The following is a 13,363-nucleotide window of genomic DNA, read 5'->3' as shown; positions in this document are numbered from 1 at the left end:
CCCCCCCCCCCCCCCCCCCCCCCCCCCCCCCCCCCCCCCCCCCCCCCCCCCCCCCCCCCCCCCCCCCCCCCCCCCCCCCCCCCCCCCCCCCCCCCCCCCCCCCCCCCCCCCCCCCCCCCCCCCCCGGGCGGTCAGCTGCAGGCCAGCACGCCGCCCTCGGCCGGGTCGACGGACGCGCAGGAAGCGCTGAGGGCCTCCCGCCGTGTCAGCGGGAGGCCCTCAGCCGTGCAGTGCTTACTGCAGGGCGACGGTGACGCCGCCCGAGAAGGCAGAGTCGTGGAGCTCGATCGAGGTCGGCACCGTGCCGGCGGGGACGTCGAAGACGACCTTGCTGGCCAGCGTGTTGCCGGGGTTGATCTCCTCGTAGAGCGAGGACGAGTCCTCCAGGTACATCGCCGCCTCGCCGTCGGCCGAGAACTGCTGGCCCTGCCCGTTGAAGAGCGTGGCGTTGTCGCCGAAGAAGCTCTGCGCCTGATCGCCGATGTTGGTGATCGTCAGGTCGACGATGCAGAACTGGCCCTGGGCCTTCTGGCTCAGGAACTCGCTGCCGATCTCCGTGACACTGCAGTCGACGCCGTTGACGACGAAGTTGAACTTGCCGTCGGCGGCAGGCTCACCGATGCCCGGCGCCTCGGGAGCCGGCGCCTCGGCCGCGGGTGTGTCCACGGCCGGAGCAGCGGCCGCGTCACCGGTCGCCGGGTCACCGGTCGCGGTCGTCGACTCACCATCTCCGCCGCCGCCCTGGGTAGCGATGGCGATGACGACGAGCACCGCGAGGACGATGAACCAGGCGCGCTTGTAGAAGGGCTTCTTGGCCGGGGCCGGCGGCTGAGGGGCGTACCCCTGCGGGTCGGCCGGCGCGTGAGTCGACTGCGACATGTGTTCCCCCATGGGGCGGTGAGGATCGAGGCCCGCGAGTGCGACAACCGTCGTCCGTCATCGCGCGACCCCGGGTTGGACGCGAGGACAGTGGCACGTGCACGTCCCGGAACCCGGGAGGACTGAAGTGGCGCTGCCCCTCACGTGACCTCCCGTCACTCCGGTCGCCGACGCCTCAGGCCGCTGGTCGCGACGTACCCGTCAGTCGCACAGGGTCCATGCGGCCCCGTCGTCGAGCGTGATGATCACCTGGCGGTTGGCCGCAGCCGGGCCAGGCAGCAGGTTGCCGGCGGCATCGTGGTCCTGGGCGTAGCCGGGGAACTCACTGCCGAGGCCCACTGCGGTCAGGGACTCCCTCGGGACACGGAGCTCCACGAGCTCCTCGAGCACCGCCTGCGCCCGCTGCTCGCTCAGAGCACGCTGGCCCTTCAGGTCGCCGACACGTGCCGTCGTCCCGGTCAGCGTGGCGGTGGCGCCGGTTCCAACGAGTTGCTTCGCGATCGGCTCGAGGACGGCCCGCGCAGCGGCCGCCTCGACGAACTCGGCCGAGTTCGGCTGGAAGGCGACGTCAGCGCCGCTCAGCTCGATCGCCCCGCCGACGCACTGCACCGGCTGCGGCAGGCCGACCGGGGTCACCCGTGGCAGACCGTCGGAGGGCGAACCGGACAGTGGGGTCTCCTCGACGACGACCTCGGTCGCGCCGGCGGTGGCGAGCATCGCCTCCCACAGCTCGACCAGGTGTCGCCGCTGGGCAGTGCTCAGTTCTTCCTGCGGCTCAGCGGTGTCACCGATGCCTTGGACGACCACGCGGACACCGGTCAGGTCGGGCAACGCGTCGGACGCGGCGAGGCTCTCGGCGAGTTCCTCCGGGTCGGCGTCGAGCAGCTCGGGCTGGCCGGCGAAGTCCAGATCACCGGCCGTGGACAGCCCGGAGTCGACGACGACGATCGTGTGGGTGCCGGGCGCCGACGAGATGGCGCGCGCCGCGAGGTCCAGAGCGCCGAGCAGGTCGGTCTCCTCGTCCTGCGCCGCGGCGCCCTCGAAGCTCCGCTTGACCCACTCCCGCCACTCCTGGCGCTGCCCTTCACGTCCTGTCTCGTTCTCCCCTGGCGTCACGAGGTCCCGCTTCCCCTCGACAGCGGGCTCGCCGTCCGCGATCACGAAGAGGGCCAACGACTGGTCCTGCACCGCCGTCTTCAGCGCAGCCTCGGCAGCGCTGTCGAGCACCGGCGGAGGCATGTTGCTGCGCGCCCCGAGAACGACGGCGACTGCGCCAGTCGGCTCGGCGGCCTCGGCTGCCGAGCAGCCAGCCGCGGTCGCGGCGACGGCGAGCGAGCCGACCGCGACGACGAGGCGGCGCAGGGTGGGGGACGTGAACACGGGTGCCTTCCTGATGTGGGTGCTGGGGCGGCTCAGGAGCCGGACCCGTTGAGGGAGCCGGAGCTGTTCACCGACCGTGGCGTGAGGAGCGGGAACACCTCGCGCGGGATCCGCCGCGGCGTCCTGGCGTCGAGTGGCGGTGGACCGGGGACCCCCTGCGCCCCGTCGTCTCCCGCCCGGGGCTCGGGCACGTCCGTCCGCGGCGCAGCATGCGCACCACCGACCCGCCGTCCGGTGGTGAGGCCGTTCGTGGCCTCGGGCAACCCGAGGTGACCGGCGACCTCGACCCGGACGAGCTCCTTGAGTTCGGCGATCTCGGCGTCGGTCGTGGCGAGCGCGTCGTCCGCCCATGACACCGCCGCGGCGACCTTGCCGCGGGCGTGCGCCAGCTCGTGCGTCGCCTTGCGCGCGGCCGCCTCGGCGCCGGACAGCTGCTTGCGCTGTTGCACGACGCGCTTGGCGAGCTCGCGATACGTGCGCACGTGAGGGTGGTGCTCGGAGAAGCCGGCGTAGAAGGCCAGCACGCCCGAGGCGATGTAGAGCCCGGCGAGGAGCACCGCGGACAGCAGCGCCTCGTGAGAAGCGGCGGCCGCGTCGGCCGCCGTGTCGGCGCCGAAGATGTCCGCCGGCTGGGACGACGGCGTAGCCACCTGGGAGCGGAAGTAGGTGGCCACCCCGCCGAGGAGGACCCACGCGCCGATCATGAAGCCGAGTGCGACCCGACCGGAGCCGCCGCGTGCCTGGCGGAGGTCCTTGAGCGCCCGGCCCGCAGCGTGCATGAGGCCGACGGAGACCGCGGCGAAGGCGACGGTCAGGGTCCAGACGATCCAGTCCTGGGATGCAGTGAAGCCGGCGAGGGTCAACCGGAAGGTGACGAGGTCCCCTGCGGCGGCCAGCAGGATCAGCAAGACCATGACCACGGAATGACCCCGCGACGGGACCAGACCCTCGAGTGCGTCCACGGTCGGCCGGGGGCGGCTGCGGCGCTCCCGCTTCTCGACCGACTGCGCGTCGGCCGGGCCGAGGACGCGCTTCTCGGCGATCGAGAGCTCCCGCCGTGTGCGGTCGAGACGCTCAGCGACGACGTCCGCCGCGAACCGGGCTTCCTCGGCCTCCGCCTCGAGCCGGCTGACCTCCGCCTGGGCGGCGGCGATCCGCTCGGTGCGGTCGGTGAGGACCTGCGCGCGCTGCTTGGTGCGCAGCCCCTCCAGCCAGCCGTCGAGGACGTCGCCGTTGCCGGCGTCCAGCGCTCCGGCCTGGGCCAGCGCGGCGACCTGCGCGACCACCTCGTCCCGGTTGGTGCGCGGCGCGAGGAAGGGGAGGCGGATGTCCTCGGGGTCGCGCTTCCAGGTCCAGCTCATGCGGAGGCTCCAGACGGTGCGGGGGCGGGCAGCGGGATCTCGGGCGCGGCCCAGGCGGGCAGGTCGCACAGCTCGGTGTCCCAGAGGCGGACGAGTTCCTCGCGCTGCGGGTGGCGGCGGAGCAGGGCACGCCGGTAGACGGCGGCCTTGCGGTGGGTCAGCTCCCGGGCACGCACGACGTGCGAGCGGGCCACGTCGGCGCGGGCCTGGACGGCGGCGCGCAGGTGGGCCTGCTCGGCGAGCACGTCGTCCAGCCGGCGCTGGGTCTCGGCCTGCGCGGCGCGGGCGGCGGCCACCGAGCGCTGGTGGGTGACGGCGCGGCGCTCGCGGGTCGCGGACTCCGGCAGGTTCTCCTCGCCGGGGTAGCGGCGGGCGAGCCACGCGGGCGCGGGCGGCTGCGCCACCCGCTCGACGTCCGCGGCCTGGCGCTCGAGGGTGGCACGCAGGGTGCGCAGCTCCGCGTCGATCTGCCCGAGCCGGACGTCGGCCGGGTCGGTGTCGACGAGGCAGGCCGTGCGCTGGCGCTCGCAGGCCTCGCCGTACTCGGCGACGAGCTCGGCCAGGACCGGCGTCGAGGCGACGCCGACCCCGACCGGCAGGCCGGCCCGGCGGTCGGCGCGGGCGTACCAGCGCAGGCGCAGCCGGGTGCTCCACGGGATGCGGAGGGTCCGGTATCGACGGTCGATGCGCTGGGCACCGGTCAGGGCCACGCTCCACTCCCCCTGTCGAGCCTGTGCGGGGACGGGCTGTGGTGCGGCGTCCCCTCCTCCCGGGTGGACGTCGACCGGTGGTCGGTGACGCCGCGTCACGGGAGGCGATCGGACGTTAATGGGGGGTTGCTCGTCGGGGACCGTCGTGGCGGGGCCGCCTCACCCCATGTGGTCAGGCGGAGCGGCAGGGGTGCGGTGGGTGGTCGGCCGGCTGCAGGGAGAAGACGGAGGCGGCGTCCCGCGGCCAGGTGCGCAGGAAGAGCAGGCCGTAGCGCTCGTTGAGCAGCGCGTCGGGTCCGGTGGCGCCGGCGAGGTCGAGCAGGCGGCCGGGATCGTGGTTGCGGTAGCGCCGCAGTCCCTGGCCACAGGCGACGGTGAGCACGTCATCGACGGCGCCCATGACGACGACCGGCGTCCAGGCGCTGTCGGGGCTGTTGTCGCAGAGCAGCACGTGCGTGGGGTGGACGCCGTGGCCGGCGGCGTGGCTGGTGCAGCGGGCCGTCCGGCTGGTGCTCGCGGCGGTCGGCTCGAACTCCCGATCGGTCACGGCCTGCTCCTGTCCTGCGGTGCCCCCGGTCGCTCGCACCGGCTGGGGACAGCACAGCACCGGACGGTTGCGCCGCGCGCGCCGGAGACGCCGTCGTCCCCCGCTCGCGTGGGTGACAGCCGACCCCGGTGACACAGCGTCATGCGCTGCCGCGCGTGCAGCCTCGGGGCACCCGGCGGGTACGGCGTCGACGTGGACGGGCGCACGCTGCTGCTGGGGGACTGGACGCCGGTGATCCGGGACGGCATCGACGTCCTGCGGCTGGTGGTCTTCGTCGGGGCCGGGGTGTACGCGGCCGACGGCCGATGGGGCTCGGCCGCCCTGCTCGCCGCGCTGGGCAGCGTCACCCTCGTCGCACGGCTGGTGAACCTGCCGCGGCTCTACGACCTGGCCCTGACCCTGGGCATGGCCCTGCAGGGGTTCGGCGAGACGCTGGGCCTGTACGACCGGTTCCTCCGCTTCGACGACCTGGTCCACTTCACGCTGCCGATGCTCACCGCCCCGGTGGTCTACATCGCCCTGGCCCGGGCGGACGTCGTCCCGGACCCCCGCGACGAGACGCACCTGCAGCACTACGTGGGCATCGGCGTGGTGACCGCGGCGCTCGGCATCGCGATCGGAGCGCTGTGGGAGCTGTTCGAGTGGCGGTCCGACGCCTGGTTCGGGACGGCCCTGTCGGAGGACAACGACGACACCAACGGCGACCTCTTCCGCGACACCCTCGGATCGCTCGTCGGCGCTGCGCTGCTGGTCGTGTGGGCCCGGTTCGGCTGGGGATCCGTGCGGCGCATCCCCGGGGTCAACACGCACGAGGAGGTCAGCGCCTGACGGGTGGGACCGGCGCAGCAGGATGCCGGTGTGACCCCGCGCATCCACCGCTCCTCCCGCGCCGCCGGCGCGCTGGTCGGCTCGGCCGTCGGCGACGCCCTCGGCGCGCCCTTCGAGTTCGGTCCGCCCGGGCGGTTCACCGCCCGCTTCCCCACCCCGGCCCGGGGCGCGCGCACGGAGATGTGCGGCGGCGGGTCGCTCGGGTGGGAGCCCGGGGAGTTCACCGACGACACCCAGATGGCGCTGCTGGTCGCCACCTCGCTGGTCGATCGGGGTGGCCTGGACGAGGCCGACCTGTTCGACCGGTTCCGCACCTGGGCCGCCGCCGACCCGCCGGACATCGGCACCCAGACCCGCGCCGTCCTCGGCTGCGGCCTGCCCTGGGACACCGCCGCCGCCGCGCACTCCGCGCGCACCGGGCACGCGGCCGGCAACGGCTCGCTGGTGCGCACGACACCCGCCGCCATCCGGTTCGCCCGCGACGGCCGCGCGGCCACCATGGACGCCGCCCGCCGCATCTCCGCGCTCACCCACGGCGGCCCGGCGGCCGGCGAGGGCTGCGCGGTCTTCCACGAACTGGTGCGCGTCGCCCTCGACGGCGGCGACCCGCTGGCCGCCGTCCCCGCGGCGCTGGAGTGCGTGGCCGACGAGCACCGCGCGCGGTGGGCGACCGTGCTGGCACCGGACTGGACGCCGGAGCAGGCGACCGAGTCCAACGGCGCGGTGTGGCCGACGCTCGGCCAGGCCGTGTGGGCGCTGCGGCGCAGCCGGGACGTCGCCGAGGTGCTGCGGCTGGTCATCGACCTGGGCGGGGACACCGACACCGTGGCCGCGGTCGCCGGTGGGCTGGCCGGGGCGGTGCACGGGATGGGCGGCATCCCGATCCGGTGGGCGTCCGCCGTCCACGGTCGCGTGCCGGGGCACGGTGAGCGGGTCTGGCGGCTGGCCGACCTGCAGCAGCTCGCGGCCGCGCTGGACGGCGGTGCTCAGCAGAGCTACGACCCCGGGGTGATCCCGCGGATCGGCCCGCGCCAGGTGCTGCCCGGCATCTGGGCGGGCAACCTCGACGGCGCCCGCTCCAGCGACACCAACTTCGCCGTCATCTCGCTGTGCCGGCTCGGCGACCCGTTCCCCCACCGGACACACCGCATGGCCTACATCGCCGACAACGACTCCAACGCCGACCTCGACGGCATGCTGGCCGACGTCCTCGACGACATGGCCGCGCTGCGCGCCGAGGGGCACCGGCTGCTGGTGCACTGCCACGGCGGCGCCTCCCGCACCGGGCTGGTGCTGCGCGCCTGGCTGGTCCGCGAGGAGGGGATGACGGCGGCGGAGGCGACGGCATACGTCGCCGAGCGCTGGCCGCACCTCGGTCTCTGGAACGACAGCTTCACCGCCGCACTCGAACGCCTGGAAGGTGCGACGTACCGGAACTGAAGGGTGCGACTTCGTACCAGGACTGCCGATGGAGGCCTCGACCCGTACCGTCGACACCGAGGGAGACAGTCATGGCCAAGTCAGGCAGGTTCCGCTTCGACGGCGGCGCAGCCACCTACGTGGGAACCGCTCTCCTGGGCGTTCTCATCACCGTCTGCACGATCGGCTTCTGCTACCCCTTCGCCCTCGTGCTCCGCGAGCGTTGGCGGGCCAAGCACAGTTACATCGATGGTTTCCCGCTGGTGTTCACCGGGTCCGCCACAGCGCTCTTCGGCAACTGGATCAAGTGGCTCCTGCTCACCTTCATCACCCTCGGCATCTACCTGCTCTGGGTCGGTCCGCGGATCGCGCGCTGGAAGTGGGAGCACACCGACTTCGATCGCAGCCGGACGCCGCTCCCGCTGACCGCCGTCCTGCCGGCCATCCCCACTCAGCAGGTTGCTGGCCTGCCCATGCCGGGCTACGCGCCGCTCCCGCCGGCGCAGCGCTGAGCACCAGGCGGGTGGGGTGGCGTGTTCGGCGTCTCCCACCCGCCTCCAGCGCGAGCAGAGCCACCGATCGGCGAGCACCCTGTCCTCCGTGACTGGGCCGCAGTGGCCGCGCCGGGCCGGCCGGGGTCCCGTGGTGGCGGTGGGCAAGCTGGTGGTCGACCAGGTGCTCGAGCTGTCCGCGCCCCTGGTCGTCGGCGGGCAGCAGCGGGTGGTGCGGACGACGGCAGCGGGCGGCGCGCCGGCCAACGTGACGGCGACCCTGGCGCGGCTGGGTGTGCCGTCCCGGCTCGCCGGCTGGGCAGGTGCGGACCCGCTCGCCGACGGTTTGCTGGCCGGCCTGGCCGAGCGCGGCGTCGAGCTGGCGGTGGTGCGTCGCGGCCGGGCGCCGCTGTCGACGGTGCTGGTGCACCCGGACGGCGAGCGGACCCTGCTCACCGACCGCGGGGAGGGCGGGCTGGAGCCGGCCGACGTCCGCGCGGAGTGGTGCACCGGCGCCTCCGTCGTCCACCTGGACGGCTACGACCTGCTGCGCTTCCCCGACGCGGTGCGGGCCGCTGCCTCGGCGGCGCACGACTCCGGGGTGCCGGTCAGCGGAGACGTCGCGGCGGCGACCCGGATCGAGCGCCACGGCGTCGCCGCGTACGTCGACCTGCTCACCGCGCTGCGGCCGGACCTGCTCTCCTGCAACGCCGCCGAGGCCGCGGTCCTCGGGCTGGACGGCGACCTGCCGGCCTGGGCGCCGGAGCTGATGCTGGTGCACGCGGGCTCCCGGCCGACCCGGGTGTCGACCCGGGCGGGGACGTGGGCGGTGCCGGTCGAGCCGCTGCCGGAGGGTCGGCTGCGCGACACGACCGGCTGCGGGGACGCGTTCGTGGCCGGGGTGCTGGCCGGCTGGCGGGCCGGGGCGCCCGTGCTGGACGCCGTCCGGACCGGTCACGCGGCGGCCGCGGTGGTCGCCGCGGTGGTCGGTGGCCGGCCGCCGCCCTGACCGCACCGGCCGAGGGGGTCAGGTCGCGAGCAGCTGGTGGACGAACCGGATCGCGATCGAGCCCTCCCCCACCGCCGACGCGACGCGCTTGACCGACCCGTGCCGGACGTCCCCGGCCGCCAGCACCCCCGGGATGCTGGTCTCCAGCGGCACCGGCGGGCGCCCGAAGGCCCGCAGCGCGTCGTCGCTCAGATCGGAACCGGTCATGACGAAGCCGTCGGCGTCCCGCTCGACGATCGGGGGCAGCCACTCCGTGTGCGGCGTGGCGCCGATCATCAGGAAGAGCGCGTAGGCGCTGACCCGCTCCAGCTCGCCGCTCGCCCGGTGGTGCAGCACCAGGTGGTCCAGCCAGCCGTCGCCGCCGCCGCCGCCGACGACCTCGGTGCCGGTCCGGACCTCGATGTTCGGCGTCTCCTCGACCGCGCGGACCAGGTAGTGCGACATCCCGGCGGCCAGCGACGCGGCGCGCACCACGAGGGTCACCCGCTTGGCCCAGCGGGCCAGGTGCAGAGCCGCCTGCCCGGCGGAGTTGGCACCGCCGACGACGTACACGTCCTCGCCGGACACCAGCGGCGCCTCGGATGCGGCGGCGCCGTAGAAGACGCCGGCACCGTGCAGCGCCTCCAGGGACTCGACGCCGAGCCGGCGGTAGCTGGCGCCCGTCGCCAGGACGACGGCACGACCGGCCGCAACCCCGCCGTGCGCGAGCTCCAGGACCGTCGCGTCGCGCTCGCGTCGCATGGTGGTGACCCGCTGCATGAAGGCGAACCGGGCGCCGAAGACCCACGCCTGCTCGTACGCCCGGCGGGCGAGGTTGCCGCCGGTGATGCCCCGCGGGAAGCCGAGGTAGTTGCGGATCGAGGAGCTCGCCGTGGCCTGGCCGCCGAGGCCCCCCGAGTCGATGAGCAGGGTGCGCAGCCCCTCGGAGGCGCCGTACACACCCGCGGACAGGCCCGCGGGCCCGCTGCCCACGATGACGAGGTCGTAGAGGTCGCCGTCCGGTTCGACCGTCGTCCCGGCGGCCCGGGCGATCTCGACGTCGCTGGGGTCCTCGAGCACCGACCCGTCGGGCATCACCATCACCGGGAACCGGCAGTCGCCCACACCGTCCAGGAGGCGCTGTCCCTCGTCCGAGTCGGCCAGGTGGAACCGGTGGGGCATGGCGCAGCGGCCGAGCACGTCGCGCAGCTCGTAGGCCCGGCCGGCCCAGGTCTCCCCGATGACCTCGACCGTGTGCGGAGCGGAGCGCTGCGACTCGGCCCACTCGAGCAGGAAACCGGCGACGGCCTGGTGGAACGCCTCGTCCCGCGGCGGTGCCGGGCGGACCAGCCAGTGGTCGATGCGCCCGCGCGCGATCGACTCGAGGACCCCGTCGGCGGTGTCGGGGTCCCCGACGTGGGCGAAGGGGACCAGCAGCGCTCGCTCGGCGTGCGGGAACAGGCGGCGCACCTCGGCCAGGAGCATGGTCCCGGGTGCGTCGCCGAGCACCTCACCGGCGAGCACGAGGGCGACCTGCTCGCCGTCCGCCGCCAGCTGCTCCAGCGTGGCGAGCGCCTCGTCGGCCGAGCGCAGGCAGCAGACGCGGTAGTCGCGCTCGTACCGGCTGCGCAGCTCCCCCTCGAGGTCGGCCAGCCGGTCCGGGTCGTCGTCCACCGCCACCAGCAGCGGCCGGCTCGCACCGGGCCGCTCGGATCGCCGCACGGTCATCGACCGTACGAAGGGGACGACGCCCGTCACCAGGCTCGAAGGTCCCTGCCCGCCCTGCACCACCCGCTGTCGCGCGTCCGGGCGGCGACGGCGTCCGTTCCCTCGACCACCTGCTCGACCACGACGGAGTGGGGCCCGTAGGCGGCGGCGAGCTGCTCCAGGTCGGCCGGCTCGTCGGTGTCGACGACGGCGTACCCGCCGCGCCCGACGCTGCCGACGAACACGTGGAAGGTGAGGCTCCTCGGCAACACCCCCATCGACTCCAGGACCCGCTCCTGCGCGGTGTGGCGGTCCGCGACCGATCCGGTCGGCCGTTCCCGCCAGGTGACGACGTACCTCATGTGGTTCTCCCCCTCGGCTCCCCGCCCAGGCTTCCGAGAGACGGAGCGCTGCCGGAAGGGGACGACGCCCCTGGACGAACGACGGTCGCGCTGGGCGAGGCGTGTCCTCCGACCGCGAACGGCTGGAGGATCGGGCATGGCCTCGACCGGCGACCGCCCGATCCTGCTGCTGGACGTCGACGGGGTGCTCAACGCGGCCCGCCTGGACCTGCCCGAGGGCTGGGAGCGGGGCGTCTTCAACGGGTACGTGCTGTCCTGGGACCCGACGGTCACCGCGCGGCTGCGGGAGCTGCACGAGTCCGGTCGGGTGGAGATCCAGTGGCTGACCACCTGGACGACGGACGCCGACCGGCTGCTGGCCGAGCCGATGGGGCTCCCCCGCGGGCTGGTGACCCACGCCCGCGCCGACGCGGTCCCGACCGGGTTCGCCGGGTCGTTCGGTGGCCGCGCGGGCTGGTGGAAGCTGGCCGCCGCCCGCGCGGTCGCCGAGGCCGAGCCGGACCGGCGGATCGTGTGGATCGACGACGACCTGGCCGCGCAGGCGGCCGACACCGGGGACTGGCTGGCCGCCCATCCGCACGTGCTGGTGGTCGCCCCGGACCTCTTCGTCGGGCTCACGCACGCGCAGCTGGACGAGATCGAGGCGTGGCTGTGACCCGACGTCCGCGGCGGACGATCCCGGACCCGGTGAGCTACCGGAGGGGCTGCTCGGCTGCGGCGCCCCTGCGATCGGCGACCGCCACCACCAGGGGTTGGTGGTAGCCGCTCTGCTCGGGCAGCAGCCACTCGGCCGACGCGAACCCCCGGTGCGTCAGCACGTCGGACAACCGGTCGCGGCGGAGGGCCCGGTACCGGGTCTCGTGCGCCGACACCGCCCAGGTCCCCGCAGCCCGCTCCCGGAAGGTGAACAGCGTGATGTCGAGGTGCTCGGCATCCGCCGACCACCGCCAGCTCTGACCGGCCCCGTGGCGGGACCCGGGTGCACCGTGGAGCGCGATGGGCACACCCGCGGGACGGGTCCGCCGCAGGTCGTCGTAGTCCCGGATGCTGGCGACGAGGACCCCTCCGTCGTCCAGGCAGGCCCGGATGCCGTCCACGGCACGCTCGAGGTCCGGGTCGGTGAGCAGGTGCGGCAGCGCGTTGTCGCAGGACACCACCGCCTCGAACGTCCCCGTCACCGCCGTCCGGACGTCGCGGACGTCGGCGCAGGCCAGGGTCACGGCGAGGCCGCGGGTCTCCGCCTCCCGCCGGGCCCGCTCGACGGCGCGCCGGCTCAGGTCGGTGCCGGTGGTCCGGTATCCCAGCGCGGCCAGGGGCAGCGCCTGCGTGCCGACTCCGCAGGTGCAGTCCAGCACGGTGGCCGGCGGTCGCACGCCCCGGGCGGCGAGCACCCGGGCGATGACCTCGCCGTGCCACTGCGCCGCCGCCCACCAGTCGGGGAACAGCAGGTGGTACTCCGCCGCCAGGGCGTCGTAGAACTCCTCGGGGCCGGTCACCGCGCCGGCCCCGGACGGTCGTCGCTCGCTAATCGCTCTGCAGGGAGTCGCGGTACTCGACCCCCCGGGTCTGGGCGGCGACGGCGTCCATCACGTTCATCACCGGTTCGACGGTGAAGGAGAAGGGCGCGTAGACGGTGGTGAGGTACTCGAGGTCGGCCGGCTCGTCGGTCTCGATGACGGCGTACCCGCCGAACTCGCCGAGGCGGACGAGGAACTGGTGGAAGGTGATGCTCGCCGGCATCTCCATCGCGGAGAAGATCTCGAGGATCCGGTCCTGCGCTGCCTCGTACTCGGCGACCGAGCCGGCCGGCCGCTCCCGCCAGGTGACGACGTACTTCATGTGCGCTCTCCCCCTCCGACGCCCTGAGAGGTGGCGAGGCTCCCGAGGACCGGAGCGGCACCGCAAGGAGGACGACGACCCCGAGCGGACGGTCGTCGCCATCTCGACGAGTCGACACAGCGCGTCCACCCGTCGATCCCGCTCCGGCGTCGGGACCGGCGCTGCCGGGTCGCTCGGCGATCCCCTCGACGTCGGCTGCGCCGGCCGCCACGTCCGTGCGACGTCGCCACGCCGCCGGATGGCGTCACTGGAGCACGTGCGGCGCACCAGGTGACGGGAGGTCCTCCTCCGAGGTCCAGGTCCAGATCGTCTCCGCCACGCCTGACGGGCAGCACGTCGGGTCGGGATCCCGGTAGTAGTACTCGGTCACGACCAGCGCGTGCTGCCTCCACTCCGACACGGACAGGGACGTGGGCCGCTGGCCGGCGTCCTGGACCTGAGGCGTCAGGATGCCGAGGCTCACCAGCTCTCCCGCGCGACTGCCGTACACGACCAGCCCGTACTCGAGGGTGCCGGCCCCCGTTCCTCCACCGTTGTCGCAGTACAGCGCCAGCGCGGCTTCGTCGGCGTCGTCTCCCAGGAGGTCGCCGTGGGACACCTCCAAGGCCGCGACGGTCACCGGGCCCCAGGTCCCGGACGTCGTCCTCGCCATCCCACCGCTCAGCGGGGTGGGGGTCGGTATGCCGCAGAACCCGGGCGGCAACGGGGCTCCGTCCCAGTCCACCTGGTGCAGGTCGCCCACCGCCACGCCGAGGTCCTCGGCGCCCGGTGCGTCCTCGGCGCTGGACGTGTTCCCGGCAGTCGCCGAGGCAACCGGGACCTCCGGCTGTCGAGGGGCTGGTGCGATTTTCG

Annotated in this window: 15 protein-coding genes; 5 read left to right on the top strand and 10 right to left on the bottom strand. The window is 74.5% G+C overall.

What is annotated here, in order from left to right:
* Positions 1–234 precede the first annotated feature (234 nt).
* The 5 genes from ACI78Z_RS08260 to ACI78Z_RS08240 all read right to left on the bottom strand — a co-directional run bounded on the left by ACI78Z_RS08260 (position 235) and on the right by ACI78Z_RS08240 (position 4,877).
* Positions 235–879 (bottom strand): DUF4352 domain-containing protein, encoded by a 645-nt coding sequence (locus ACI78Z_RS08260; RefSeq protein WP_457036043.1) that lies wholly within the window; start codon positions 877–879, stop codon positions 235–237.
* A gap of 201 nt (positions 880–1,080) precedes the next feature.
* Positions 1,081–2,259, bottom strand: coding sequence for an OmpA family protein (locus ACI78Z_RS08255; protein WP_457036042.1), 1,179 nt, complete (start codon positions 2,257–2,259; stop codon positions 1,081–1,083).
* A 32-nt stretch (positions 2,260–2,291) separates the two neighbouring features.
* On the bottom strand, positions 2,292–3,620 hold the full coding sequence (locus ACI78Z_RS08250; RefSeq protein WP_457036041.1) for a hypothetical protein: 1,329 nt from the start codon (positions 3,618–3,620) through the stop codon (positions 2,292–2,294).
* A complete protein-coding gene (locus ACI78Z_RS08245) occupies positions 3,617–4,330 on the bottom strand; it encodes a hypothetical protein (protein WP_457036040.1) in 714 nt (237 codons plus the stop codon). The genes ACI78Z_RS08250 and ACI78Z_RS08245 overlap by 4 nt, the downstream gene beginning before the upstream one ends.
* Before the next feature lie 172 nt (positions 4,331–4,502).
* Positions 4,503–4,877 carry a hypothetical protein gene (locus tag ACI78Z_RS08240; RefSeq protein ID WP_457036039.1) on the bottom strand — a complete coding sequence of 125 codons (375 nt, stop codon included), beginning with the start codon at positions 4,875–4,877 and terminating at the stop codon, positions 4,503–4,505.
* A gap of 192 nt (positions 4,878–5,069) precedes the next feature.
* On the opposite strand from ACI78Z_RS08240, the gene ACI78Z_RS08235 reads away from it, so the two are divergent.
* From ACI78Z_RS08235 to ACI78Z_RS08220, 4 genes are all read left to right on the top strand, one after another.
* Positions 5,070–5,705, top strand: coding sequence for a hypothetical protein (locus tag ACI78Z_RS08235; RefSeq protein ID WP_457036038.1), 636 nt, complete (start codon positions 5,070–5,072; stop codon positions 5,703–5,705).
* A 30-nt stretch (positions 5,706–5,735) separates the two neighbouring features.
* Positions 5,736–7,145 carry an ADP-ribosylglycohydrolase family protein gene (locus tag ACI78Z_RS08230; RefSeq protein WP_457036037.1) on the top strand — a complete coding sequence of 470 codons (1,410 nt, stop codon included), beginning with the start codon at positions 5,736–5,738 and terminating at the stop codon, positions 7,143–7,145.
* A 71-nt stretch (positions 7,146–7,216) separates the two neighbouring features.
* Entirely contained in the window at positions 7,217–7,636 is a 420-nt protein-coding gene (locus ACI78Z_RS08225; protein ID WP_457036036.1) for a DUF898 family protein, read from the top strand.
* A gap of 88 nt (positions 7,637–7,724) precedes the next feature.
* On the top strand, positions 7,725–8,624 hold the full coding sequence (locus ACI78Z_RS08220; RefSeq protein WP_457036035.1) for a carbohydrate kinase family protein: 900 nt from the start codon (positions 7,725–7,727) through the stop codon (positions 8,622–8,624).
* 18 nt (positions 8,625–8,642) lie between these two features.
* Here ACI78Z_RS08220 and ACI78Z_RS08215 read toward each other — a convergent pair whose 3' ends face one another.
* The gene (locus tag ACI78Z_RS08215) at positions 8,643–10,325 is read right to left on the bottom strand and encodes an FAD-dependent oxidoreductase (protein ID WP_457036034.1); all 1,683 of its coding nucleotides are present in this window, start codon (positions 10,323–10,325) and stop codon (positions 8,643–8,645) included.
* A gap of 32 nt (positions 10,326–10,357) precedes the next feature.
* On the bottom strand, positions 10,358–10,672 hold the full coding sequence (locus tag ACI78Z_RS08210; protein ID WP_457036033.1) for a DUF3303 domain-containing protein: 315 nt from the start codon (positions 10,670–10,672) through the stop codon (positions 10,358–10,360).
* Positions 10,673–10,808: 136 nt separating this feature from the next.
* Here ACI78Z_RS08210 and ACI78Z_RS08205 point away from each other — a divergent pair, with 136 nt between their 5' ends.
* Entirely contained in the window at positions 10,809–11,327 is a 519-nt protein-coding gene (locus ACI78Z_RS08205; RefSeq protein ID WP_457036032.1) for an HAD domain-containing protein, read from the top strand.
* Positions 11,328–11,364: 37 nt separating this feature from the next.
* Here ACI78Z_RS08205 and ACI78Z_RS08200 read toward each other — a convergent pair whose 3' ends face one another.
* From ACI78Z_RS08200 to ACI78Z_RS08190, 3 genes are all read right to left on the bottom strand, one after another.
* On the bottom strand, positions 11,365–12,168 hold the full coding sequence (locus tag ACI78Z_RS08200; protein ID WP_457036031.1) for a class I SAM-dependent DNA methyltransferase: 804 nt from the start codon (positions 12,166–12,168) through the stop codon (positions 11,365–11,367).
* Between the two features lie 28 nt (positions 12,169–12,196).
* Complete coding sequence (locus ACI78Z_RS08195) at positions 12,197–12,511, bottom strand: DUF3303 domain-containing protein (RefSeq protein WP_457036030.1); 315 nt, start codon at positions 12,509–12,511, stop codon at positions 12,197–12,199.
* 244 nt (positions 12,512–12,755) lie between these two features.
* Complete coding sequence (locus ACI78Z_RS08190) at positions 12,756–13,259, bottom strand: hypothetical protein (RefSeq protein WP_457036029.1); 504 nt, start codon at positions 13,257–13,259, stop codon at positions 12,756–12,758.
* Between the last annotated feature and the right edge of the window lie 104 nt (positions 13,260–13,363).

Source organism: Geodermatophilus sp. SYSU D01176 (assembly GCF_054050015.1).
Note: the sequence above shows the minus strand (reverse complement) of the source record. Positions and strands in the feature narration are given on the sequence as shown.